The organism is Hongsoonwoonella zoysiae, assembly GCF_013266695.1.
Taxonomy (GTDB): domain Bacteria; phylum Pseudomonadota; class Alphaproteobacteria; order Rhizobiales; family Stappiaceae; genus Hongsoonwoonella; species Hongsoonwoonella zoysiae.
On record NZ_JABRXF010000002.1, the window covers coordinates 733,288 to 757,120 of the forward strand.

At 59.8% G+C, this 23,833-nt stretch carries 20 protein-coding genes; 8 read left to right on the forward strand and 12 right to left on the reverse strand.

Annotated elements, in window-relative coordinates; translation table 11 throughout:
- Positions 1-105: 105 nt before the first annotated feature.
- Positions 106-1,893, reverse strand: a complete 1,788-nt coding sequence (gene aspS, locus HPQ64_RS14555) for an aspartate--tRNA ligase (RefSeq protein WP_172889238.1) — start codon at positions 1,891-1,893, stop codon at positions 106-108.
- A 478-nt stretch (positions 1,894-2,371) separates the two neighbouring features.
- Between aspS and rnd the strand changes: the two genes are divergently transcribed.
- Positions 2,372-3,598: a ribonuclease D gene (gene rnd / locus HPQ64_RS14560; protein ID WP_172889239.1), complete on the forward strand. Its 1,227-nt coding sequence runs from the start codon at positions 2,372-2,374 to the stop codon at positions 3,596-3,598.
- A gap of 36 nt (positions 3,599-3,634) precedes the next feature.
- Here rnd and HPQ64_RS14565 read toward each other — a convergent pair whose 3' ends face one another.
- The 5 genes from HPQ64_RS14565 to HPQ64_RS14585 all read right to left on the reverse strand — a co-directional run bounded on the left by HPQ64_RS14565 (position 3,635) and on the right by HPQ64_RS14585 (position 9,887).
- Positions 3,635-5,164 carry a Ppx/GppA family phosphatase gene (locus HPQ64_RS14565; RefSeq protein WP_172889240.1) on the reverse strand — a complete coding sequence of 510 codons (1,530 nt, stop codon included), beginning with the start codon at positions 5,162-5,164 and terminating at the stop codon, positions 3,635-3,637.
- A complete protein-coding gene (locus HPQ64_RS14570) occupies positions 5,157-7,391 on the reverse strand; it encodes an RNA degradosome polyphosphate kinase (RefSeq protein ID WP_210260281.1) in 2,235 nt (744 codons plus the stop codon). The genes HPQ64_RS14565 and HPQ64_RS14570 overlap by 8 nt, the downstream gene beginning before the upstream one ends.
- A 120-nt stretch (positions 7,392-7,511) precedes the next feature.
- On the reverse strand, positions 7,512-8,201 hold the full coding sequence (locus HPQ64_RS14575; RefSeq protein ID WP_172889241.1) for an HdaA/DnaA family protein: 690 nt from the start codon (positions 8,199-8,201) through the stop codon (positions 7,512-7,514).
- The gene (locus HPQ64_RS14580; RefSeq protein WP_172889242.1) at positions 8,194-9,288 is read right to left on the reverse strand and encodes an AI-2E family transporter; all 1,095 of its coding nucleotides are present in this window, start codon (positions 9,286-9,288) and stop codon (positions 8,194-8,196) included. Before HPQ64_RS14580 ends, HPQ64_RS14575 begins: the two co-directional genes overlap by 8 nt.
- Entirely contained in the window at positions 9,285-9,887 is a 603-nt protein-coding gene (locus HPQ64_RS14585) for a CDP-alcohol phosphatidyltransferase family protein (RefSeq protein WP_210260282.1), read from the reverse strand. Before HPQ64_RS14585 ends, HPQ64_RS14580 begins: the two co-directional genes overlap by 4 nt.
- Positions 9,888-10,034: 147 nt before the next feature.
- On the opposite strand from HPQ64_RS14585, the gene purM reads away from it, so the two are divergent.
- Entirely contained in the window at positions 10,035-11,111 is a 1,077-nt protein-coding gene (gene purM / locus HPQ64_RS14590; protein WP_172889243.1) for a phosphoribosylformylglycinamidine cyclo-ligase, read from the forward strand.
- A gap of 1 nt (position 11,112) precedes the next feature.
- A complete protein-coding gene (purN, locus tag HPQ64_RS14595; RefSeq protein ID WP_172889244.1) occupies positions 11,113-11,769 on the forward strand; it encodes a phosphoribosylglycinamide formyltransferase in 657 nt (218 codons plus the stop codon).
- On the opposite strand, the gene HPQ64_RS14600 is transcribed toward purN, so the two are convergent.
- The gene (locus HPQ64_RS14600) at positions 11,766-12,488 is read right to left on the reverse strand and encodes a helix-turn-helix transcriptional regulator (protein ID WP_172889245.1); all 723 of its coding nucleotides are present in this window, start codon (positions 12,486-12,488) and stop codon (positions 11,766-11,768) included. The two genes, purN and HPQ64_RS14600, sit on opposite strands and share 4 nt — an antisense overlap.
- Positions 12,489-12,585: 97 nt before the next feature.
- Here HPQ64_RS14600 and HPQ64_RS14605 point away from each other — a divergent pair, with 97 nt between their 5' ends.
- Positions 12,586-13,311 (forward strand): glutathione S-transferase family protein, encoded by a 726-nt coding sequence (locus tag HPQ64_RS14605; protein ID WP_172889246.1) that lies wholly within the window; start codon positions 12,586-12,588, stop codon positions 13,309-13,311.
- Positions 13,312-13,319: 8 nt separating this feature from the next.
- On the opposite strand, the gene HPQ64_RS14610 is transcribed toward HPQ64_RS14605, so the two are convergent.
- The 3 genes from HPQ64_RS14610 to HPQ64_RS14620 form a co-directional block, all read right to left on the reverse strand.
- The gene (locus HPQ64_RS14610) at positions 13,320-15,401 is read right to left on the reverse strand and encodes a molybdopterin-containing oxidoreductase family protein (RefSeq protein WP_172889247.1); all 2,082 of its coding nucleotides are present in this window, start codon (positions 15,399-15,401) and stop codon (positions 13,320-13,322) included.
- Positions 15,402-15,596: 195 nt separating this feature from the next.
- The gene (ndk, locus tag HPQ64_RS14615; protein WP_172889248.1) at positions 15,597-16,019 is read right to left on the reverse strand and encodes a nucleoside-diphosphate kinase; all 423 of its coding nucleotides are present in this window, start codon (positions 16,017-16,019) and stop codon (positions 15,597-15,599) included.
- Between the two features lie 210 nt (positions 16,020-16,229).
- Complete coding sequence (locus HPQ64_RS14620) at positions 16,230-16,934, reverse strand: glutathione S-transferase family protein (RefSeq protein WP_172889249.1); 705 nt, start codon at positions 16,932-16,934, stop codon at positions 16,230-16,232.
- A gap of 229 nt (positions 16,935-17,163) precedes the next feature.
- Here HPQ64_RS14620 and HPQ64_RS14625 point away from each other — a divergent pair, with 229 nt between their 5' ends.
- Both HPQ64_RS14625 and HPQ64_RS14630 read left to right on the forward strand, forming a co-directional pair.
- The gene (locus HPQ64_RS14625; protein WP_172889250.1) at positions 17,164-17,691 is read left to right on the forward strand and encodes a DinB family protein; all 528 of its coding nucleotides are present in this window, start codon (positions 17,164-17,166) and stop codon (positions 17,689-17,691) included.
- Between the two features lie 479 nt (positions 17,692-18,170).
- The gene (locus HPQ64_RS14630) at positions 18,171-19,295 is read left to right on the forward strand and encodes a M20 family metallopeptidase (RefSeq protein WP_172889251.1); all 1,125 of its coding nucleotides are present in this window, start codon (positions 18,171-18,173) and stop codon (positions 19,293-19,295) included.
- 394 nt (positions 19,296-19,689) lie between these two features.
- Here the strand turns inward: HPQ64_RS14630 and HPQ64_RS14635 are convergent, their stop codons facing one another.
- Positions 19,690-20,514, reverse strand: a complete 825-nt coding sequence (locus HPQ64_RS14635; protein ID WP_172889616.1) for a cyclase family protein — start codon at positions 20,512-20,514, stop codon at positions 19,690-19,692.
- A 232-nt stretch (positions 20,515-20,746) separates the two neighbouring features.
- Between HPQ64_RS14635 and HPQ64_RS14640 the strand changes: the two genes are divergently transcribed.
- Positions 20,747-21,583: a CE1 family esterase gene (locus HPQ64_RS14640; RefSeq protein ID WP_172889252.1), complete on the forward strand. Its 837-nt coding sequence runs from the start codon at positions 20,747-20,749 to the stop codon at positions 21,581-21,583.
- A gap of 57 nt (positions 21,584-21,640) precedes the next feature.
- Positions 21,641-23,524 (forward strand): ABC-F family ATP-binding cassette domain-containing protein, encoded by a 1,884-nt coding sequence (locus HPQ64_RS14645; RefSeq protein WP_172889253.1) that lies wholly within the window; start codon positions 21,641-21,643, stop codon positions 23,522-23,524.
- 7 nt (positions 23,525-23,531) lie between these two features.
- On the opposite strand, the gene HPQ64_RS14650 is transcribed toward HPQ64_RS14645, so the two are convergent.
- A complete protein-coding gene (locus tag HPQ64_RS14650; RefSeq protein WP_172889254.1) occupies positions 23,532-23,771 on the reverse strand; it encodes a hypothetical protein in 240 nt (79 codons plus the stop codon).
- Between the last annotated feature and the right edge of the window lie 62 nt (positions 23,772-23,833).

A 23,833-nucleotide genomic window follows, 5' to 3' on the forward strand; every position in this document is an offset into this window, starting at 1 on the left:
CGGAACGTCATATGTACCGGCTGGAACGCAAGCGGGCGTCCGACCGGCAGGTCAAACGCCCTTAGCCTGTTTTCAGCCTCGGTTGCAATCCTCCGGCTTCAGAATTCAGCCGTTTTCCGGGAGGTTGAGACGGATATGCAACTCGCGAAGCTGTTTCGGCGTTGCTTCCGACGGCGCTCCCATCAAGAGGTCATGTGCCTGTTGGTTCATCGGGAATAGCGTCACCTCCCGCAGGTTTATCGCACCGACGATCAACATGACGATGCGGTCGATACCCGCGGCCATGCCGCCGTGCGGAGGAGCGCCATACTGGAAGGCCCGGTACATGCCGCCAAATTTTTCCTCAAGAGTCTTTTCGTCATAACCGGCGATCGCAAAGGCCTTTTTCATCGTTTCGGGGCTGTGGTTTCTGATCGCACCCGAAGCGATCTCGTAGCCATTGCAGACCATGTCATACTGATAGGCCTTGAGTTCCAACGGATCTTTCGAGGTCAGACCTTCGTATCCGCCCTGCGGCATCGAGAAAGGATTGTGCGAGAACTCGATCTTCTTTTCGTCCTCGTCCCACTCGTACATCGGGAAGTCGATGATCCAGGCAAGCGCGTAGCGGTCCCGGTCGATGAGTTCCAGATCCTCGCCGACCTTGACGCGCGCCTTGCCGGCGAAGTCCACGAATTTCTTCGGCTCGCCCGCAATAAAGAAAGCTGCATCACCATCGCCGAGGCCAAGCTGAAGTCGGATCTCCTCGGTCCGCTCGGGCCCTATGTTCTTGGCGATCGGGCCGGCCCCCTCAAGGTGCTCGCCTTCCTTGCGCCAGAAGATGTAACCCAGGCCCGGCTGGCCTTCGCCTTGCGCCCAGGAATTCATCCGGTCGCAAAACGCACGGCTGCCGCCGCCAGGAGCAGGTAGCGCCCACACTTCATTATGCGAGCTGCCTTCCAGCATGCGGGCGAAGATCTTGAAGCCCGACCCAGCGAAATGCTCGCTGACACCCTGCATTTCGATCGGATTGCGAAGGTCGGGTTTGTCGGTGCCGTATTTGCGAAGCGCATCCGCATAGGGAATGCGCGGGAACGTTTCCGTTACGGGCTTCCCACCGGAAAACTCCTTGAAGAGATCACGCACCACGGGTTCCATCGCTTGGAAGACGTCTTCCTGCTCGACGAAGCTCATTTCGAGATCGAGCTGATAGAATTCGCCCGGCAGGCGGTCGGCGCGCGGATCTTCGTCGCGGAAGCAAGGCGCGATCTGGAAGTAGCGGTCGAAGCCCGACATCATCAAGAGCTGCTTGAACTGCTGCGGCGCCTGCGGAAGCGCGTAGAATTTGCCCGGATGAAGCCGCGAAGGCACAAGGAAGTCTCGCGCGCCCTCGGGTGAAGACGCGGTCAAGATCGGCGTTTGGTACTCGGTAAAGCCGACATCGGACATCCGCTTGCGGATGGAGGCGATTACCTGGGAGCGGATCTTGATGTTCTTGTGCAAGGTTTCTCGGCGAAGATCCAGAAACCGATACGTCAAGCGAACATCTTCCGGGTATTCCGGCTCGCCGAAAACAGGCAGCGGCAACTCCTTCGCCGCGCCAAGCACCTCCAGCTCGCGAATGAAAATCTCGATATGGCCCGTCGGCAGATTGGAGTTGATCGTTTCATCGGAGCGCTTCTTCACATCTCCGTCGATGCGCAGGCACCATTCCGCGCGAACCGTTTCGGCAAGGGCGAAAGCGGCAGAATCCGGATCGACCACGCACTGGGTAATGCCGTAGTCGTCGCGCAGGTCGATGAACAACAGTCCGCCATGATCGCGCACGCGGTGAACCCACCCTGAAAGGCGAGCGGTCTCACCCACATGGGCTTCGCGCAGATCTCCGCACGTATGGCTGCGATAGCGATGCATAAGTGTCCTCGGCCAAGTGTCAGAAATGGAAATCGGTATTGCCGCGCATCGGGCGCGCCGGGTGGACAAGCCACGCCACGTCGGCAAAGTCAAGATTCGCACGGGCACATGCCGCCAGTTTGTTGCAAGGGGCATGAGGCGCCGAGCCGGTGATTTATCAATCCGGCAGGCCGATCACAAGCCGGCCGCCGCACCTCCAAGCGCACTACAATCGCTTCAGGATGAGCATGAAGCGTCGTTGCAACGAAGCGGACATGATGGTGCTGACCATCATCGTGCCGTTCCCGGCACCGGCCAAAAAGACATTTCGCCTACTTCCTCGCGAATGATTCGCAATCTCCTCGAATAGCAAAGGCGCAAAATTTGCGGTTATCACCCTCATTTCAGTATCTTCGACAGGTGGTTGGGGGATGATGGTCGCACTTCGGCGGTTTCGTGGCGACAAATGGGCGGAGCTGAGGTATATGTCGCGATCACCATGAAAGTAATCTCAAGAACCTCAGAACTTGCCGCCGCCTGCAATCGTTTGTCAGAGCACGCATTCATCACGGTCGATACCGAATTCCTGCGTGAAACGACTTTCTGGCCGAAGCTCTGCGTCATTCAAATGGCGTCTCCCGACGAAGCGATCATCGTGGATGCGCTAGCGAGTGAGCTGGACCTCGAACCATTCTTTGATTTGATGAAAAACGAAGCGGTGACGAAGGTCTTTCACGCTGCGCGGCAGGATATAGAGATTGTCTATCACCGCGGCGGCTTTATCCCGCATCCCGTTTTCGATACGCAAGTCGCAGCAATGGTTTGCGGCTTTGGAGATTCGATTTCCTACGATCAGTTGGTGCAAAAGATCACGGGCGCGCGAATCGACAAATCGTCTCGTTTTACCGACTGGTCGCGCAGACCGCTGACGGAAAAGCAACTCGAATATGCCCTCGCGGATGTCACCCATTTGCGCGAAGTCTATCGTTTCCTTCAGGTCAACCTCGCCGAACAGGACCGCAGCCACTGGGTTGAGGACGAAATGGAAGTCCTGACTTCGGAGGCGACCTATCGCACAGATCCGGACAAAGCCTGGCAGCGCCTGAAGTTACGGGTGCGCAAACCGATTGAACTGGCCGTACTTCAAGAACTTGCTGCTTGGCGCGAGCGCGAGGCGCAAAACCGGGACGTGCCGCGCAACCGTGTACTCAAGGACGACGCGATCTACGAGATCGCATCCCAACAGCCGAAAAACGCCAATGCGCTTGGCGCGCTTCGCACGATCCCGCGAGGGTTCGAGCGCTCACGATCGGCGGAGGATATTCTGGCCGCAGTAAGGCGCGCGCTGGAGATTCCCAAAGATCAGCTTCCCACACTGCCGAAGGGCCGTCCGGCGCCGGATGGTTCGGCCGCAGCCGTGGATCTTCTGAAGGTGTTGTTGAAACTCATAAGCGAAGAGCATGGCGTTGCCGCGAAAGTCATCGCCACCGTTGAGGATCTAGAGCGGATCGCCGCGGACGATGAAGCCGATGTGGAAGCGCTTAAAGGTTGGCGACGAGAACTTTTTGGCGAAACCGCATTAAAGCTCAAGACCGGCGAGATCGCGCTGGCTTTCAATGGGCGGCGCGTTGTTGCCGTTCCGCAATCGGCCGATATTGCCGAAGAGCCCGCTCCCAAACGCAAACGGCGACAAGGCCGCGGCAAGTCGCAAATGGCAGCGGAGTGAAATAAGCACGGCGCGCAACGTCCGCCGGAATCGCCATCACGGCAGCGGCAGGACGATGCCCTTCATGCCGACCAGCTTGGCGAACTGGCTCATTCGCTTTCGCAGGCGTTCGCCATCGAGATCAGCAAGCTGGCCCGAAAGCCGCAGCATGGCGGAATCCCCGTCGACGACCACTTCCGTTAATGGAAGGATGCCTTCGACAGATGCCGTGATCACGGATGCGACGCGTAATGCCGCTCCGAGGATTCTTGCTCTTTCCTTGATCCGCGAACTGGCCAGTTCGCGAATGCGGGGGCTCAACGCATCGTCTATCAGGCCCTGGTGGCGATAATAGACCGCAAGTGCCAGATAGGCGCGGCCGGCGTGGTCTACCCCCACGAATCCGGCATTTGAAATGATATTCAGGCTTTGCTCGCCTCGGTAATCCGGATGAGCGCGCCATCCGATATCGGACAAGAGGCAGCTTGCCTCGCGCAGGCGTTTTTCCTCATCGGTTTCATCGATGCCTGTCGCTGCGAAAAGCCTGCCTGTCCAGTCGATAAGCTCCTCGGCATAAGCAGGCGAGCGGGAACGCAAGAGAGAAAGCTCCCGCGCCGCTTCCACCAGCGGGTCCATTGCGCGCGCTTCGGGCGTCATGAGATCGAATAACAGCCCTTCGCGCACGCCAAGGGCGGAGAATACGACCCTGCGCGGTTTCATCCGCTTCAGGGTGCGCTCCATCACCGCCGCCCCGAAAGCGAGCAGCGGCCGCCGTGCTTTGGAAACGACTTCGATGCAATCGATCGTGTCCACTTCGCGACGCACGACCATCTGGCAGAAGTCGATCGCTTCATCGAGAGCGATCGAATAGTCGTGCATCACATGAAGCGGATACCCCTTCTGGAAGAGATGAAGCCGCCCAAGCGAACGCCATGTACCGCCAACCGCGTAAAAGTCCTTCCCCTCCCCGCCTGACAGCCAATCGATCTTCTGAAGGTGCTCGTCGGCAATCTTTTGTGCTTTTGCCGGCTTGCCATCGGCCTGTTCCTGAAGCCGTATTCCACCGAGCGGCAGCGTTTTGCCGCGCCCCACGGTTTCACCCTCCACCTCCACGAGTTCGAGGCTGCCGCCGCCTAGATCGCCGACAATGCCGGCAGGGTGCCAGATGCCGGACATGATGCCGTAGGCGGAAAGCCGCGCCTCGTCCTTTCCGGAAAGAACCTTTACCTTCACGCCGCAGATACGTTCGGCATCCGCGATAAATTCCGCGCCATTCTCCGCATCGCGCGCCGCAGCCGTCGCAAGGACATGTAGCGCCTTCACGTCCGACTGGTCGCAGATGCGGCGAAAGCGTACCAGCGTGGAAAGAGCCAGCGCCACGGATTCATTCGCCAGCCTGCCAGTCTTGCCGACGCCCCGTCCAAGTCCCGCCAGCACCTTCTCGTTGAACAGGGTTGTCGGGGCCCTGGACAGCCGTTCATAGACGACAAGACGCACAGAGTTCGATCCGATGTCGATAACGGCGACGGGCCCGCTTCCGTTCAGGCGGCCACGCACCGGCAATTCGCTTTCGGTTACATCAGCCACGCTTTTGCGGTTCCAGGATCGATTTCGGGGAGTGGCGCTTCAAGGACTTGCCGCGTCCCGATAGCGAGGGATTTGTCATGAAATATTCGTGCGCATTAAAGGGTTCCTCGCCTTTCGTCGGCACGATCCTTTCATGCCCGCCATCCGGCAACAAACGCCAGCTTTGCTGGTTGTCCTTAAGGTTGGCGACCATGATCTGTTCCAGAACCTGCTCGTGCACAGTTGGTGTCAGAAGGGGCGCGAGCGCCTCCACGCGCCGGTCGATGTTACGCGGCATCATGTCGGCGGAGCCGATATAGACGAGAGCTTTCGCAGAGGGAAGGCCGTAGCCGTTTCCGAAGCAGAAGATGCGGCTGTGCTCCAGGAAGCGCCCAACGATGGATTTGGCGCGGATGTTTTCGGAAAGCCCCGGGATTCCAGGCCTCAAACAGCAAATGCCGCGCACGACGAGATCGATTTCCACACCCGCCTGGCTTGCCTCGTAAAGCGCGTCGATAATCTCCGGATCGACCAGCGAGTTCATCTTCATCCAGATTTGCGCCAGACGATCGGCCTTTGCGTGCTCCGCCTCCTGGCGGATGAGCCTCAGGATATCGCTCCTCAGCGTGATCGGTGAAACGGTCAGCCTCTCAAGCTCGGCCGGCTCCGCATAACCGGTGATGTAGTTGAATATCTTCGCGACATCCCGCGCAATCACCTCGTCAGCCGTAAAGAACGAAAGGTCCGTATAGATCCGCGCCGTGATCGGGTGATAGTTGCCCGTGCCGATGTGGCAGTAGGTCTTGAGTTCGCCGTGCTCGCGGCGAACGACCATGGAAAGTTTCGCATGCGTCTTAAGCTCGAGAAAACCGAAGACGACCTGTACGCCCGCACGCTCAAGATCCCGCGCCCAGCGGATGTTCGCTTCCTCGTCGAAGCGCGCCTTCAGTTCGACGAGCGCCGTAACGGATTTTCCCGCCTCCGCGGCTTCGGCAAGCGCCTTGACGATGGGTGAATCGTTGGACGTCCGGTAAAGCGTCTGCTTGATCGCGACAACGTCCGGATCTTGCGCCGCCTGCCGCAGGAACTGCACCACCACGTCGAAGGATTCATATGGATGGTGGACGACAATATCCTTCTGCTGGATCGCCGAAAAGCAGTCGCCGCCATGCTCGCGGATGCGTTCGGGAAAGCGCGCGGAGAACGGATGGAACTTCAGGTCGTCCCGGTCGATGCTGACAAGCTGGGAGAGGTTGTTGAGCGCCAGAAGCCCGTCGACGAGAAATATCTCGTCTTCATTAACATCGAGCGCCTCCGCCACAAACTCCCTTAGCGCCTTGGGCGTGGACTTTTCGATTTCCAGCCGGATCACCGAACCCCGCCGGCGCCGCTTGAGCGCCGACTCAAAGAGCCGCACCAGGTCCTCCGCCTCTTCCTCGATCTCGATATCCGAATCCCGGATGACCCGGAAAACACCCTTGCCGCGCACTTCATAACCGGGAAAGAGCCGTGAGATGAAAAGCCCGATCGCATTTTCGATTGTGATGAAGCGCTGAACGTCCTTGTTGTTCTTCTGGCTCGGCAATTGCACGAAGCGGTCGAGTTGCACAGGCATGCGCAGAAGCGCCGTCATCCCCCGCCCGCCCTTTGCGGGCGCCAGCTCAAGAACGAGCGTGAAACCGAGGTTCGGGATAAACGGGAACGGATGGGCAGGGTCGATAGCGAGCGGCGTCAGTACCGGGAATATGTGAGACAGGAAATGGTCTTCGAGCCACGCCAACTCGGCTTTCTTCAGATCGGGCCCGTCGACGATGATGATCCCTTCCTCGGAAAGCTTTTCCTTTAGGGAACGCCAGCATCTTTGCTGCTCGCTTTGGAGGCGCTGCGCGGCCCGCCCGATCCGTTCGAGTTGGCCGGTGGGCGTCAGCCCGTCTTCGGAGCGCGTCGCCACATCCGCCCGTTGCTGGCCGCGAAGGCCTGCGACGCGAACCATGAAGAATTCGTCGAGGTTGTTCGCCGAGATCGACAGGAAACGCAGGCGTTCGAGCATCGGGTGGGATTCATTCTCTGATTCTTCCAGAACCCGATGGTTGAACTGCAGCCAGGAAAGCTCGCGATTCATAAAGCGTTCCGGCTGCCCTGCAAGTGCTTCGGCGGCGTCGAAGCGTTTGGGCAACACGGCGACCGGCTGGTTTTCGGTCGCCTCCATGCGCTTTGTCTCTACCGGCGTTTCTGTCGTTTCGGTCATATATCCAACTCCGGATCGAGAACGGTCAGATGCATTCCTATCCCTGGACTATGACGGATTTTCCATTGCCCGCGAACATCTGGCAAAGACCTTAGGTAAAAAGATGAATGAACCGCCCGCTTACTCGCCGCTCGCCGCCAGCATTTCCAGGCATTTGCCGGCAAGCGGACGTGTGATTTTCCGCCGATCGGCAAGCGACATCCGGTCCAGCAGGTTGACGACCATGCCGGCCACCGCAAGCGAACGCTCCATCCTCACGACCAGAAAGTCGATCACGCCGGGATCGACCATGATCTGTCGGTCCGCGAAAAGCTTCACCAGGAGACGACGCAGAAGATCGTCGTCCGGCTCCTCTATTTCCACTGGTGTTGCCGCTCGCAGGCGCGATACAAGGTCCGGCACCGTCAACTTCCAGCTTTGCGGCCATGTGCGGCTGGTGATGAGCACTTGCGCGCCCAGTTGGCGGCAGGTGTTCAGCAGGTGAAACATCGCCTTTTCATCAAATCCCGCGTGGGCATCTTCGACCGCCAATGCGCCCTGCGCGGCAAGTGAGGCAGGTTCTGTACGATGAAGATCTGCGGCAAACACTTTTCGGGCGCCCGACAGTTCCCGCCAGATTTCGACGAGATGGGTCTTGCCGGCGCCGATGGGCCCGGCCAGAAGCACCACATCTGATGGCCAATTCGGCCATCGATCGATCATCTCGAAGGCGCTTCGGTTGGAAGCGCCGATCAAAAAGTCGTCGCGGCCAAGCGCCTCGTCGAACGGCAGGTCCAGAGGGATCTGGCCTGCGCCAATCGGGTCAGGCATCGTCCTTTTCCCTTGCGTTCGGCGGCACGCCGGTTCCGATATAAAGCCGGCTTGACCTGTATTGTTCCAGGGCGAAGCGCACCAGAACCGCGATCATCGCCGAAACCGGAACAGCAATCAGCAGCCCTACAAAGCCCAGAAGATAACCGAAAGCGAAAAGAGCGAACATGAGCCAAACGGGATGCAGGCCGACGCTGCGCCCCACCAGCTTCGGCTGCAGAATATTTCCTTCCAGGAATTGACCGACAGCAAAAACACCGAAAACAGCCACGATCCAGGGCCAGTCCGGCCAGAATTGAACGAGCGCGACGCCAAGCGAGACGACGAACCCCAAGGTCGCGCCGACATAGGGAATGAAACTCACCATCCCTGCGCCCAACCCGATGAGCAGGCCGAAATTGAGCCCAACGGCGGCAAGGCCAACGGCGTAGAATATGCCGAGCAACAGGCAAACGCTGAACTGGCCACGAACGAATCCGGCCACAGCTTTGTCCATCTCCCGCGCGAGCCGGTGAATGACGTCCCGGTGGTCGCGCGGCAGCCAGTCGTCGATCTTTGCCACCATCCTGTCCCAGTCGAGGAGAAGGTAGAACGCGACGACAGGTGTGACCACGAAAAGGGAGACGATGGAAAGAACCGCCTGCCCCCCGCTCCAGACGGACTGGAGCAAGCCGCCGAACCAGCTTGCGCTCTTGCTCAGGATATCGCCGAAATTCGATTGCAGATCCTTGACGCCGATACCGGTAATTGAGTGCAGGCGGGCGCCGAGCTGTTCCGTTATGATGCCTTGAAGATTGCCGATCAACCTGGGCAGGTTCTCGATGAAACCGGCAAGCTGACTGCCCAGAACCGGCAGAATGACGATCAACGCCACGATGAATAAGATCACGAAAAGGACAAGAATGGTGACCGTCGCTGCCAGCCTGCTGAGGCCTATTGCCTCCAGCCGGTCGGCGATGGGGTCCAGAAGATAGGCAAGCGCCATGCCGGCAACGAATGGCAGCAGGATGGGGCTGAAGACATAAAGAAAGGCGATTGCGGCGGCCAGCGCCAACAGCCAGAACGAGATTTGGCGTTGCAGGGTCACGGTCGCTTGTCTCCGTTCCGGTCGCCGTTCGCAGCACCGTTGACCGGTTGCGAAATTTCTTCACCCGCCATGTGGCGCAGCCACGTTACGAGATACGCAGCGGCAGATACCAGCGTCAAGCTGCCGGTGATCCAAACCATGGCGGCTTCCACCATATCCACGCTGACATTGAAAGCCGCCTGCCCCAGAACGAATGTTATCAAAGTGATCTGGGAAAGCGTATTCGCCTTGCTGACGAAAAGGGGTTTGACCGTTACCGGATGATCCATGACCCAGGATACGACAACGGCGCCGATAATCAGGAAATCGCGCGCGACAGCCGCAATGACCAGCCAGCTCGGAATGAGCCCGGCAAGTCCGAGAGAGACGAAAGCAGCCACCAGAAGAGACTTGTCCGCGATCGGGTCCAGATATGCGCCAAGCTGGCTGCGCAGGTCGAACTGCCGAGCGATATATCCGTCGGCGGCATCCGAAATTCCCGCTGCCAGAAACACCCAGAACGCCGTCGCCTCCCGCCCATCAACGACGAGCCAGACGAATACAGGGACCGCAATGAGCCTTGCGATGGTGATGAAGTTGGGCACCGTCACCCGCAGCATCTCCATGAATTCCACATTTATAGCAAACTATCGCAGTTCCCTTTACCGTCTTTCACGGCACTGCGGAATTGCGAATTCCTGCGTTCCCGCCTTGCCCTTGCTCCGCCCGCATTGTAGACGCGGCGGAAAGAATTCCGGAGAACCTCGATGAGCGATACTTCCAGCCGAAAGGCGAATGGTCTCACCTATGCCGATGCCGGCGTGGACATCGACTCGGGCAATGCCCTGGTCGACCGGATCAAGCCCTTCGTGAAGGCGACCGCCCGGCCAGGTGCCGACAGCACGATCGGCGGCTTTGGCGGATTGTTCGATCTGAAGGCCGCTGGTTTCACGGATCCGATCCTGGTCGCCGCCAATGATGGCGTCGGCACGAAACTGAAGATCGCAATCGAAACCGGCCTGCACGACACTGTCGGCATCGATCTTGTCGCCATGTGCGTCAACGACCTCGTCGTGCAGGGCGCCGAGCCCTTGTTTTTCCTGGACTATTACGCCTGTGGCGCGCTCGATGTGGAAGCTGCGGCAAGCGTCGTCAAGGGCATCGCGGAAGGCTGTCGCATTTCCGGCTGCGCGTTGATCGGCGGCGAAACGGCGGAAATGCCGGGCATGTACGCCGAAAAGGATTACGACCTTGCCGGTTTCGCGGTCGGCGCGGTCGACCGCGAAGGGCTGTTGCCGCGCCACGACGTTGGCGAAGGTGACGTTCTGCTCGGCCTTGCCTCGTCGGGCGTTCACTCCAATGGTTTCTCGCTGGTTCGCAGGATTGTCGAGCGCTCCGGCATATCCCTCAAGGATGAAGCGCCTTTCGCCATCGGTTCAACGCTGGCTCAAGCACTGATGACGCCGACCAGGGTTTACGTGAAGCCGCTTCTTGCGGCGATGAGGCGCACATCAGGCGTAAAGGCACTTGCTCATATCACTGGTGGGGGGCTGCCTGAAAACCTTCCGCGCGTTCTTCCGCACACGCTTTGTGCCGAAATCGACCTTTCGGCGGTTTCCGTGCCACCTGTATTCAAATGGCTCGCGGCGGAAGGCGGCGTGGCGCAAGCGGAAATGCTCAGGACTTTCAATTGCGGGATCGGCATGGTCGTCGTCGCTTCCAGACGGGAAGCCGGCATCATTCGCGAAATTTTAGTCGAGGAAGGTGAGAAAGTCGTCGAAATCGGCCGTCTGGTTCCGCGTGAAGGCGAGGCCGTGGTCTTCAAAGGCGCACTGGAGCTTTGAGATGACGTTGCGGAAGCGCGTTGCCGTCCTGATTTCCGGACGCGGCAGCAACATGACCGCGCTGATCGAGGCCGCGCGCGCCAATGACTATCCCGCTGAAATCGCGCTTGTCGTGTCGAACGTGCCGGAGGCCGGCGGGCTTGAGAAAGCGTCGGCGGAGGGTATCGAAACTGCCACCATCGACCATCGCGGCCGCGGCTCTCGACAGGCATTCGAGGAAGAACTCGACCGGGCAATCCGCGACAGGAATATCGATCTCATTTGCCTGGCCGGCTTCATGCGCATCCTTACGCCGTGGTTCACAGACCGTTGGCATGACCGTATTCTCAACATTCACCCGGCGCTGCTGCCATCCTTCAAAGGGCTTGATACCCACACTCGCGCCCTCGCCGAAGGCTGCCGCATTCACGGCGCCACAGTCCATTTCGTCCGCAGCGAGATGGATGCCGGCCCGATTATCGTGCAGGGAGCGGTACCGGTGATGGACGGCGACGATGCCGCGACGCTCGCGGCACGCGTCCTCGCAGTGGAGCACAAGATCTATCCGCGAGCACTTGCGCTCGTAGCGTCAGAACGAACAAGTGTTGAGGGAATGCGCGTACTAACAGGCGTTGAAGGCTCGAACGACTTCAGGTCCTTGATTGTACCGGAAAATTAGCTCGCTGCGACCTTCCGCTCCTGCTTGTAGCGTTCCAGTTCCAGGAGTTGCTGCTCCTTCCAGTCGGAGAAGAGTTTCTGTCGGTTCACCGGTGTGCGCCGGTTTGTAACCGTCATTTCGATAATCCGGTCCGTTCTGAAATTGCGAAAATCCTGACGCAACTCGCACCAGGCGCCGAGCACGCGCGATTGCTGGAAAAAACCGAGCACGATCGGCCAGATCCTGCGCCTTTCAGGCATACGATCCGGCACTTGATAGAGAATTTCCACGATCTGCCCGCTCCTGAGCGCCGCGCGCAATTCAGGAAGTTCGATCCGCTCTTGCGGAAACGGCTCGAAAACGGGCGCATACAGGGGGATCTCGATAAATTCATCGCGCATCGTAGCGGGCAGCACCGCCGCGATTTTCGCCACCGCATTTCGCGCCGCCTTGGCCAACGCCGCATCGCCTCTGCTTTCTGCCATGCGCAGGCCCAGCATGACGGCCTCCATCTCGTCGGTGTCGAACATCATTGGCGGGAGGTCGTAGCCTGCTTCGAGGATATAGCCGACCCCGGCCTCACCGCGTATCGGCACGCCGCTTGCCTCCAGTGCCACCATGTCGCGATAGATAGTCCTTAGCGAAACCTCAAGCTCCTCCGCGATGTAGCGCCCGCTTACCGGTCTTCGCTCACGCCTCAACACCTGGATGATCTGCAGCAGTCTGTCGGCGCGGCGCATCGTCAACGTCCCTGGAACCGAACGGGAGGATGCTGACATTATGCTGTCAGTACTACTGGCGTATCAAGCGGCTATCCAAAAACCGGGAGATCACGTCATGCTTACACTCATAGCTTTCCCTTCGATGCCGGGGACCCGCAGCCTCAGCGCCTTTTGCTATAAGGCCGAAGCCCTGCTTGCCATGGCCGGCAAGCCGTATATCTGCGAATACATCGTCGATCTTTCCGTGACACCGCGCGGCAAGGTGCCGGTGCTGAGAGATGGCGAACTCGTCATACCCGACAGCGCGCTCATTCAGGCGCATCTGGAGCGTTACCACGGGCTAAATGCCGACAGGTCCCTGACAACAATGGAATTGTCAGTCGCGGAAGCATTCCGCCGCCTTGGCGAGGATCATCTCTATTGGGTGATCCTCTACAGCCGTTGGATCGACCCGCGAAACGAAACGACAATGATAAACGGCGTCTTGAGCGCACTGCCGGAAGATCAGCGTCAACCCGCCTTCATGGAAATCAGGCGATCGCTCGACGAGAAACTGGCCGCGCACGGCCTTGGCCTGCATGAACAAACGGCGATCTATGATGCCGGGCGCCGGGATCTCGATGCGATCGCGGGATATCTCGACGACAAGGCGTTCTTTCTGGGCGACGAGCCAACCACGATCGATGCCACGATTGTGGGCCTTCTGTCGAACATCCTGAACCCGGCATTCACGTCGCCACTCAGGTCATATGCCGAGACGGTTCCGGCCTTCCGCGCCTATGTCATCCGCTTCGAGGAAGAGGTCTTCAAGGACAAGGCGATCGTCCCGGCTGCGGCCTGAGATGAAACTCAGGCCTTCTTGATCCATATGGCGGTGTCGTGAAAAGCGGCTCCGCCATAGGGCGCGACAGGATCCGCTCCGGTCAGCGTGTTGATGCCGTTTCCATCGGGATACGCATCATTCGGCCAGATGCCTTCCGCGATTACCACGCCCTTTTTCAGGCCATCCGTCAACCTTGCGTGGAGCGTTACCCTGCCCCGCCGGTTGCCGAGAACGACGAGATCGCCATCTTCGATACCGAGAGCGCTCGCATCACCGGGAAGGATCATCACCTCCGGCCGGCCTTCCTTTTTTCGCGATCCCTGCGTTTCGTTGAACGTGGAATTGAGGAAAGATCTTGCAGGCGAGGTCGCAAGGCGGAAGGGGTGGGTTTCATCCGCTTCCTCAACCACAGGCCAGTAATCGGGCAAGACCGGCATATCCGCCCAGGGCCCCATCGGCCCGTTGTTGGCGGCCGGAATACGGGTCCAGTCAGGCTTGAAGCGGAACTTGCCATCGGGATAGGCGAAGCCGTTGATATAATGCGCTGTTTCGAAATCGGGCTGGCAATCGAGCCAGCGCTTTTCCTCCAGTTCCTCAAGCGTTCCGTAGCCGGATTTCTGCAACATCCAGTCGATGTGCTCACGGGCCGTCATGCCGAAGCCGGGATGTTGCTTCGCCCCCGTGCGGCGCGCTATCTCATTCTGGACAAACAGGTTTTCCCTGGCTTCACCGGGCCCGTCCGTCAGCTTCGGTCCGAAAATGAGGTACTGGTGTCCGCCACCCTTGTAGATGTCGTCATGCTCCAGAAACTGCGTTGCGGGCAGGACGACATCGGCCATCTGCGCCGTTTCGGTCATGAATTGTTCGTGCACGCAAACGAACAGGTCCTCTCGGGAAAACCCTTCTTTTACAAGGGCTTGCTCGGGCGCTACCGAAACCGGGTTGGTGTTCTGGATTAGCATTGCCGCCACAGGCGGGCCATCCTGAAGCGCCTCACGGTCGTCAGTCAGGATGCGCCCGATCAGGCACTGGTCAAGTTTCCTCGTAGTTTCATCAACGATATCAAGACCTTCGACCATGGTCTTGTTAAGTTCATAGATACGCCCGTTGTTGTGGAAAGCACCGCCACCTTCGTATTTCCACGCTCCGGTGACGGAGGCGATGCAGGAAGCGGCATGCATCGAAACAGTGCCGTTGCGTGAGCGGGTGAAACCATAGCCGAGGCGGAAGAATGTCCGTTTCGTCTCGCCCACCAGACGGGAAAAACTCTCGATCTCGTCAATCGTCAGACCGGTGATAGATGCGGCCCATTCAGGCGTGCGCGTCTTCACATGCGCTTCGAGCTCACGCGGCGCATCGGTATATTTTTCAAGGTACTCGCGATCCGCATATCCGTCGCGGAAGAGGACATGCATCACCGCGCAGGCAAGTGCCGCATCCGTGCCCGGTTTCAGCACAAGGCCTATATCGGCCTGTTTCAGCGTTTCCGTCGGATAGACATCTATCACGACGATTTTCGCGCCACGCGTTTTCCTTGCCATCACCGCGTGGGTCATGACGTTGACCTGCGTGTTGACCGGGTTCGTGCCCCAGATCACCACCAGATCGGACACCGCCATCTCGCGTGGATCTGGCCCCGCAAGCCGTCCCGTCCCGGCGATATAGCCATTCCAGGCCATATTCGTGCAGATCGTATCATATTGGCGGGAATAGCTTTTAGCGTGCCGCAGCCGATGCAGGCCATCGCGCTGTACAAGGCCCATGGTACCGGCGAAATGATATGGCCAGACGGCCTCGGCACCAAAACGTTCTTCCGCCTCCAGAAATTTCTCAGCAACGATATCCAGCGCCTTTTCCCACGAAACACGCTCGAACCGCCCATCCCCCTTTGCACCGACACGCACGAGCGGATGCGTCAACCGGTCGGGGTGGTAGAGCCGCTCGGCATAACGGGCAACCTTGGCGCAGATGACGCCGGCGGTGTAGCGGTTGTCCTTCGCGCCGCGAATACGCCCGATCCTGCCGTCCGGCATCACTTCAACGTCGAGCGCGCAGGTCGACGGGCAATCGTGCGGGCAGGCGGAAGAGCGGATAACCGGCGCGTTCATGGGCATTCCATCGCGAGGATAAATTCCAGAAAGACGGTGTTTGTCGACCCGATGGCCGCCTCTGTCAAGCCGCCGGCAATTGGCGAAGTTCCGCCATTTGGCCAGTTCGTCCGCTTGCGTCGAGGAAAAAGAAAAACAGGGCCGGCTCGACGCCGGCCCTGCCCAAAAAGGTTATCGAGAAATCCGACGGCGATTTCAGCCGACGATTTCGGTCTGCGAGAACCAGTAGGCGATTTCCTCCGCCGCAGTCTCAGCCGCATCGGAGCCATGGACGGAGTTTTCACCGATGGATTCGGCGTATTTCTTGCGGATCGTGCCTTCCGCGGCGTCCGCCGGATTGGTCGCACCCATCACTTCGCGGTTCTTCGCGATCGCATTCTCGCCTTCCAGAACCTGGACGACGGTCGGACCGGAGGACATGAATTCCACCAGTTCGTCAAAGAACGGACGTTCCTTGTGGACCGCGTAGAAACCTTCCGCCTCGCGGCGAGACATCCACACGCGCTTGGAAGCAACCACGCGAAGGCCGGCTTCTTCCAGCATGGCCGTGATGGCGCCGGTCAGGTTGCGCTTGGTCGCATCCGGCTTGATCATCGAGAAAGTGCGTTCGATCGCCATAAATCCAGTCCCGTCTTGTCATTACGCAGGCGGCGTTCGGTTCGCCGCGGCTGCGAGCATTTTGAACCCGATAAAGACAAGCCGGCACCGCGCCGAAAGCGCTCGCCGGCTCATCCCCGTTGCGGGCACGGGTATAGCCTTGTGCCTTGATCGCCGCAAGGCCGGAAAACGGGGCTCAACACCCCCGGCCGCAGACGATGGCGCACGAGGTCAAGCCGCAGCAGCCGCCTGACCGGTTGCGACCTTGCGGCCGAGACCGTCATACATGTCGAGCAAGCGCTCGAACCAGGCATGCACCGGGGTGCCGGCTTCCAGAAGCTCGATATCGCTGACCACTCTACCCCACTGGAGAGCGGCGAAGATAACGTAGTCGCCGTAAAGCGGCGCATCGCCGCCGATAAACGGCTGATTGCCGAGCATGATTTCCAGCGGCTTCAGCGCCTTGGCGAGATCGCCCAGGCGGTTTTCACGACCGGCCTGCACTTCTTCAAGCGTCTTGCCGAAACGCTCTTCGCGGGTGGTGCGGAAATAGGCCTGGTCTTCCGGTGCCAGAACGTCGTGGACATCCTTGACGACGAGCGAAGCGAAAATCGGCATCAAAGAGATGATGTAACCTTCGACGAAGCGGCTGGCGGCACGCCCGCCATCACCGCCGAAGAGGCTCGGCTTGTCCGGGTAGGTGTCTTCGAGATAGGTCGCGATCGCCCAGCTGTCGCAAATGGCCCTGTCGCCATCAACGAGGATCGGCACCGTCTTGCCGGCGTCCGGCGCGATGTCCTTGATCTTCGTGAAGGGTGTCGGGCGAACTTCAACCTCGATCCCCTTGTGCGCCAGGGCGTAGACGGTACGCCAGCAATAGGGGCTGAAACGCTGTTCGGGATTGGCGCCGCACAGATCGTACAGGATCGGTTTCAAGGGTAACCTCCAGTAATGGGTCATCGTTCGCGCGCGAAACTAACCGCATTCGACGCAACTTCGAAGCACGGCTGCGTGATCGACCGTACGGAATTCCGCATCCAGCGCGCGAAATGGCGGCTCAAGCGGCAGATTGGCCCAAATTTGACGCCGCTCAATGCGCACACGGCCGCTCCATGCTTTCATAAATCCATTGGAAACCGATGCGTCTTTGGAAAGCGAGGTCGGGATGAAGGCCGCATTGCTCATGTTCGCAGAATACAACCGCTGGGCCAACGCCCGTATTCTGAAAGCCTGTGATGAGCTTACATCGGAAGAATACCACCGCGATCTCGGCGCGTTCTTCCGGTCTGTGCACGGCACGCTCGACCATCTGCTCGTCGCCGATCTCATATGGATGCATCGCTTCACGGGCCTTGGAGATTCACTCGACAGCCTGGACGAAGTGCTGACGGAGGACTTTGCGTCCCTGAAGGAGCGTCGCGAAAGCGTGGACGGACGTATTCTCGGCTTCATACAGCAATTGAACGAATCCGACATCATGCGCCCAATCCTCTATCGCACCATCCGCAAGCCTTTGGTGATGGAGCAGCCGCTCGGTTCGGCCATGTTCCACTTCTTCAATCACCAGACCCACCATCGCGGTCAGGCGCATGCTTTCCTGACGATGCTTGGCAAGAAGCCAGAAGCGCTCGACATGATCTACTTCCAGCGCGAAACCGGGATTGGAATGTCGAAAGACGCATCGGCGGCGTGATCCCGATCATAAGCGATCAACCGTGCCAGTGCTCCACGTGGATGAAACCGGAGAACGGACGGCCTTCCATCTCGCACACGTCTTTCAGGCATCGGCGATAGAATGTGACATTCATATAGCCCTCAAACCGGATGAAACAGGGTTCGTTGACCGGCCCCTGATACTGCTGCCAGCAAGCTTCCCAATACGGATTTGCCAGGGTTGGACCGAGTCGGCGCGGCATCGAAATCAGGTGTAGCGGCGGGATTTTCGCTTGAATCCTTCTTCACCTCGAAGACATTGATGGCCCCCGGCGTCGCCTGTTCCCACCTTCGACCGAGTAACGCGCAAGCGAGGAATATTTATCCGCCGTGTTTGCCAGCGTGCCGAGGCATCTGCGATAGTCCTTGCCACTTTCCGATTCACAGGCAGGGATCGCTTGCGCCGGACATGCCGCAAACGCCTGCCCTTCAAACAGATTTCGAAAAAAGGACAATGCCATGGCGGAGCCGGATGTCGACGCGCTGGTTGAAGGCATCAACCACTGGGTAGAGGTGGAGACGAATACGCCCGATGCCACCGACCTCGACCGGCTGCTGGGCATCGTCGCGGGCGAAGCTTCGGGTTTCGGTGCCGGCATCAAGCGTTTTCCGGGCCGCGAAGGATACGGTGGACACCTTCTGGTGCGCTCGCCTTGGGGCGGTCTGGACGAGCCTTATATCCTGACCCTGAGCCATCTGGATACCGTACATCCCAAAGGCACGCTCGCCACCGCGCTTCCCATCCGCCGCGACGGCGACAGGCTGTATGGCCCGGGCGTCTGTGACATGAAGGCAGGCGCCTATATCGCGCTCGATGCGATGCGCCGCATCGCCGAGGAGCGGAAGGCCCCGTCCCTGCCTGTCTGGCACCTCTTCACTTCGGATGAGGAAGTCGGCAGCCCGACATCCCAAGCGCTGATCGAGGAACTGGGCGGGCGCGCGAAATACTGCATCGTGACGGAGCCTGCGCGCAACGGCGGGCATATCGTAACGGCGCGCAAAGGGGTTGCCCGCTTTCAACTGGCTGTGGAAGGGCGCCCTTCGCACGCGGGGGCGCGCCATCAGGACGGGCGCAGCGCAATCAGGGAACTGGCACATCAGATCCTGACGCTTGAAGCGATGACCGATTACGAACGCGGTATCACCGTCAACGTCGGCGTGATTTCAGGCGGCACCGGCTCCAACGTGATTGCCCAGCACGCGCGCGCGGAAATCGACCTGCGCGTGCCGACGGCGCAAGCCGGCCAGGAAATGGTCGAGAAAATCATGAACCTCAAGCCGCAGACTGACGGCTGTACCGTCACAGTGACGGGCGGAATGAACCGTCCGCCGTTCGAGCAGAGTGACGCTTCGAAACGCCTGTTCGACCATGCCGCCGGACTGGCCCAGGAAATCGGCTTCGAATTGATCGGCGAACATACGGGGGGCGGATCGGACGGCAACTTCATCGCCGACAAGTTGGCGACGATCGACGGGATGGGAGCCGACGGCAACGGCGCCCATACGCTTGAAGAGCACATCTTCATCTCATCGCTCGTTCCGCGCATGACGCTCATCAAGCGGCTTTACGAAACACTTGAGTGAGCGGAACCGCAGCGTCGCAAATGCGCCTTTAGGGCACCTTCTCCCCGACCCTCTCCCGCCAAACTCGGGTGTTCCCGAGTTTGGAAGATAAATGGCGAAGTCGGAAACATCCGACGCCCAAACTCGGGTGTTCCCGAGTTTGGAAAATAAATGGCGAAGTCGGAAACATCCGACTTCGCGGGGAGAAGGTGCGCAAGTGGCCCCTCCTCTACCCGATATCAAGTGCAACAAATTGGGACACCGCGTAATTCAGGAGCATAAATGCCGACCGCAGGCTCCCTTACCTCTCCCTTGAAGGGAGAGGTCGGCGCGGCAGCGCCGGGTGAGGGTGAAGCCAGGTTCACGTCATCCGATCGTCCGGTAACAACGCTCGATGCGCGGTACCAGAGAGCGCTCAAACCAGAGCGAATACCCTGCTCGGGCCTCCGGAAGCGCCCTTTATCTTCGGCCCGCCGAGAACGAAGGTCGCGCCCGTCGCCGGAACCTCGTCAAGGTTCGCCACGCATTCCACGCCCCAGCGCCCGGACGGCAGCCAGGCGTAATGCGTCGAGAAATCCTTCGACGCTCCGAAGTCGAGAGAAAGGGTGTCGACCGCCATGCCGACGACGCCCTTTTCCATCATGTACATGGCCGCTTCCACATGGAAGCCGGGGAAATGCATGACGCCCTCGGCATCGACGTTGCGGAATTTCTCGCCCGTTACATATTGCGCCCAACCGGAGTTCATCACCACGCATCCGCCGTTCGGCAGTTCGCCGTTCGCCGCTTCCCAGGTCTTCAGATCATCGGGAGTGACCCGATAGTCAGGGTTCGATGCCGCCTTGTCCTTGATATCGACAACGGCGAGCGGCACGACGAGTTGGTCCGCTCCGATCGATGCGGCGTCTGCGCCATCCGCCGAGAAATGGATCGGCGCATCAAGATGGGTGCCCGTGTGTTCAACGACCGTCCAGGTGAACATGTTGTAGCCGTCCTTGGCGAAGGCGGCGTTCCGTTCCATCGAAAGCTGGGGCTTGCCGAAGAATGTCGGGAAATCCGGCCCGAGCGGATGCGTGAGATCCACCACCCTGGAGAATGAAGCCCCTTGCGCATGCGCGGGGCGCGGCGGCGGAAAGGCGGTGAAAACGGCCGCCCCCGCACCTGCCGCCCCCAATCCCTTGAAAAAGCCCCGCCGGCTGAGGCGACGCATCACCGCTTCCTGGCATCCTGGCACGCACATGGCGTTTCCCCCTGTCTTGAATGTCATGACTGCGGATCGAGCGTATGACGCTGCGGAATAAAATTGCAAAACAATTGTCGCGAAAACGATCTGCCGCGCTTCGGGAGGAGCTACGGCGCAAGCTTTCGATGTCGCGAGGAAGCTCGACGCTCAAATTGACGTTAGGGGGCGGTCAAACGGCTTATCCGGTCCTATACTTATCAGTCGGGGTTTTCCAGCGGAGCGTTCATTCATGAAGTTCTATAAAATCGGAATCTGCGCCGCCGCACTGCTTTCGGCGGCGATGCTCGGCGGGGTCAATCCGGCCAACGCCTGCGGAAGGGACAGCGATTGCCTGATCGGCGAACGCAGCTACCGGATCGTGCTGCCAGAGGGTTACGAAAAGATCGACGATCTCGGCGCCATCGTCTACGCGCACGGCCACAGAGGAGCTGCCGTCAAAACGATCCGCAACAAGGCGCTGACGAAAATTGCCGACGAACTGGGTGTCGCGTTCATCGCGGCGAACGGCGTGAAAGGACACTGGAACCTGCCGCATCGCCCGGGCGCGAGCCAATTTTTGAGACAGGACGAGCTTGCGTATTTCGACAGCCTGAAAGCCGATCTGCAAGAACGGTTCGGGATCGCTCCCGACCGCATCATGATGACCGGATTTTCAGCTGGCGGCATGGTGACGTGGCACCTCGCCTGCTACCGGGGCAACGAATTCATGGGCTTCGCGCCGATGTCCGGCACCTTCTGGGAGCCAGTGCCGGACGAATGCCCCACCGGGCCGGTCAACCTCATCCACTACCACGGCACGAATGACAAGGTCGTGCCGCTTGACGGGCGGCGCATCCGCGAGGCCAAGCAGGGCAATGTCTTCGAAGCGCTTAAGCTGATGACGCGCATCGGCGGCTACAAGCCGGCAGGCCATGAGGAACTTTCCGACATGGAGTGCGCGCGCAAGGAAAACAACGCCGGCAAGCGGCTGGAGGTCTGTCTCTACCCGAGCGGGCACGGCTTCCGGGCCGAAAACATCAAGCGCGCATGGCGCATCTTCAACGGTGAGCGGGCGCACAAGGGATAACGTTCAAAGGCTGATGCCCCTTGAACTCCGGCCTCGCTCCTGCCATTGATCCGCGCCATGCTGCAGATCAACGAACTCACATACCGGATCGCCGGGCGAACGCTCATCGACAAGGCAAGCGTCACCTTGCCGGCAGGCTCCAAGGCGGGTCTCGTCGGCCGAAACGGCGCCGGCAAATCCACGCTTTTCCGGCTGATAACGGGCGAGGCGCAGGCCGAATCCGGCGATATCCTGACGCCGAGGGGCGTGCGTATCGGCCAGGTCGCGCAGGAGGCGCCGGGCACGCAAGTGAGCCTGATCGACACCGTGCTGGCAGCCGATGAGGAACGCACGCGCCTCATCGCCGAGGCCGAAACCGCAAGCGATCCGCACCGCATCGCGGAAATCCACACCCGCCTTGCCGACATCGGCAGCCATACGGCGGAAGCGCGCGCGGGGCGGATCCTTTCCGGCCTCGGGTTTGACGAAGCGGCACAGCAGCGCCCCTGCTCCGCCTTTTCCGGCGGCTGGCGGATGCGCGTGGCGCTTGCCGCGCTTCTTTTTTCCGAGCCCGATCTTCTGCTACTCGACGAGCCCACAAACTATCTCGATCTCGAAGGCACGCTCTGGCTTGAAAGCTATGTCGCGCGTTATCCGCATCAGGTCATCATCATCAGCCACGACCGCGACCTTCTGAACAAGGCGGTCGATTCCATCGTTCACCTGGACCGGGGCAAGCTCACCTTTTATCGCGGCGGCTATGACAGCTTCGACAGACAGCGGCGCGAGGCGATGGTGCTGCAGGCCAAGGCGAAGGAAAAGCAGGACGCGCAGAGAAAGCACCTGCAGGCCTTTGTCGACCGTTTCCGCGCCAAGGCGACCAAGGCGCGCCAGGCGCAGTCGCGCCTCAAGATGCTTGAGAAGATGCAGCCGATCGCCTCCGTAATCGAGGATCACGTCCAGCCGATCACCTTCCCCGATCCGAACGCCCAGCTTTCCCCGCCCATCATCAAGCTTGAGAATGTCGCCGTCGGCTATGGCGGCGAGCCGGTGCTGAAAGACCTCAGCCTCAATATCGATCCGGACGACCGGATCGCGCTGCTTGGCGCCAACGGCAACGGCAAATCGACCTTCGCGAAACTGATCGCCGGAAGGCTTGGCGAGCAGTCGGGCAATATCACCCGCGCGGCGAAGCTGGAGATCGCCTTTTTCGCGCAGCACCAACTGGATGAACTGCGCCCTGCCGAAAGCCCGGTCGACCATGTGCGCCGGTTGCTGCCGGACGCTGCGGAAGCGAAAGTGCGTGCGCGCGTCGCGCAATTCGGCCTGCCTACGGACAGGATGGATACCGCAGCCAAAGATCTTTCCGGCGGCGAGAAGGCGCGGTTGCTCTTAGGGCTCGCCACCTTTCACGGCGCGAACCTCCTGATCCTCGACGAGCCGACGAACCACCTGGATATAGACAGCCGCGAGGCGCTGATCCACGCGATCAACGGTTTCGACGGCGCGGTGATCCTGATTTCGCACGACAGGCACCTTGTGGAAGCCTGCGCGGACCGCCTTTGGCTCGTTGCAAACGGCGGGGTGAAGGCCTTTGACGGCGACATGGACGACTACCGCCGACTGATCCTGTCGCGCGACGAAAAACCTAAAAACGGCGGCAAGCCGCAGGTAGACGATAGCGACCGGAAATCCGCGCAGGACCGGCGTCGTGAGGCTGCCGAGCGCCGCTCCCAACTGGCCCCGCTACGCAAGGAAATCGCGGCTTGCGAAAAGGAGATGGAAAAGCAACAGGCGCTGATATCGAAATGCGATGCGGCACTGGCCAATGCCGATCTCTACGCCCGCGATCCGGCGAAGGCGATAAAACTCGCCAAGGACCGCTCCGACGCTGAAAAGAAACTCGCCGAGATCGAAGAGCGTTGGCTTGAGCTTTCGTCGGAATATGAAGGCGCTGCGTGACGCAGCACTAAATGCTCTGTTCCAGCTGCATATGCAGAGCCTGGACAAGACGCGTGTCGTCGCCGTTCCATTCCCCGCACCAGTGATGGTGATCGGTCGTCGGGAATTTCTGGACGACCACGCCTGACTGAGGGTTGATGTAGATGCCAGGCGGGTAGCGATGACAATGGCCCGCCGTTGCCGGATCTGCCGTGTGATCTTCCGTCCAGTAGATGCAGTGGCTGCAAGTGGGGCGCAGTTTTTTCATGTCTACCCGCCATTCAATCTGATTTTTCAGGGACTCACCTTGCCCCCTGTTGGAATTCCCAT

Coding starts and splice junctions, on each gene's coding strand:
- aspS (WP_172889238.1), bottom strand. CDS start 1,893: ATGCATCGCTATCGCAGCCATACGTGCGGAGATCTGCGCGAAGCCCAT.
- rnd (WP_172889239.1), top strand. CDS start 2,372: ATGAAAGTAATCTCAAGAACCTCAGAACTTGCCGCCGCCTGCAATCGT.
- HPQ64_RS14570 (WP_210260281.1), bottom strand. CDS start 7,391: ATGACCGAAACGACAGAAACGCCGGTAGAGACAAAGCGCATGGAGGCG.
- HPQ64_RS14575 (WP_172889241.1), bottom strand. CDS start 8,201: ATGCCTGACCCGATTGGCGCAGGCCAGATCCCTCTGGACCTGCCGTTC.
- HPQ64_RS14585 (WP_210260282.1), bottom strand. CDS start 9,887: ATGCTGCGGGTGACGGTGCCCAACTTCATCACCATCGCAAGGCTCATT.
- purM (WP_172889243.1), top strand. CDS start 10,035: ATGAGCGATACTTCCAGCCGAAAGGCGAATGGTCTCACCTATGCCGAT.
- purN (WP_172889244.1), top strand. CDS start 11,113: ATGACGTTGCGGAAGCGCGTTGCCGTCCTGATTTCCGGACGCGGCAGC.
- HPQ64_RS14600 (WP_172889245.1), bottom strand. CDS start 12,488: ATGCGCCGCGCCGACAGACTGCTGCAGATCATCCAGGTGTTGAGGCGT.
- HPQ64_RS14605 (WP_172889246.1), top strand. CDS start 12,586: ATGCTTACACTCATAGCTTTCCCTTCGATGCCGGGGACCCGCAGCCTC.
- HPQ64_RS14610 (WP_172889247.1), bottom strand. CDS start 15,401: ATGAACGCGCCGGTTATCCGCTCTTCCGCCTGCCCGCACGATTGCCCG.
- ndk (WP_172889248.1), bottom strand. CDS start 16,019: ATGGCGATCGAACGCACTTTCTCGATGATCAAGCCGGATGCGACCAAG.
- HPQ64_RS14625 (WP_172889250.1), top strand. CDS start 17,164: ATGAAGGCCGCATTGCTCATGTTCGCAGAATACAACCGCTGGGCCAAC.
- HPQ64_RS14630 (WP_172889251.1), top strand. CDS start 18,171: ATGGCGGAGCCGGATGTCGACGCGCTGGTTGAAGGCATCAACCACTGG.
- HPQ64_RS14635 (WP_172889616.1), bottom strand. CDS start 20,514: ATGTGCGTGCCAGGATGCCAGGAAGCGGTGATGCGTCGCCTCAGCCGG.
- HPQ64_RS14640 (WP_172889252.1), top strand. CDS start 20,747: ATGAAGTTCTATAAAATCGGAATCTGCGCCGCCGCACTGCTTTCGGCG.
- HPQ64_RS14645 (WP_172889253.1), top strand. CDS start 21,641: ATGCTGCAGATCAACGAACTCACATACCGGATCGCCGGGCGAACGCTC.
- HPQ64_RS14650 (WP_172889254.1), bottom strand. CDS start 23,771: ATGAAAAAACTGCGCCCCACTTGCAGCCACTGCATCTACTGGACGGAA.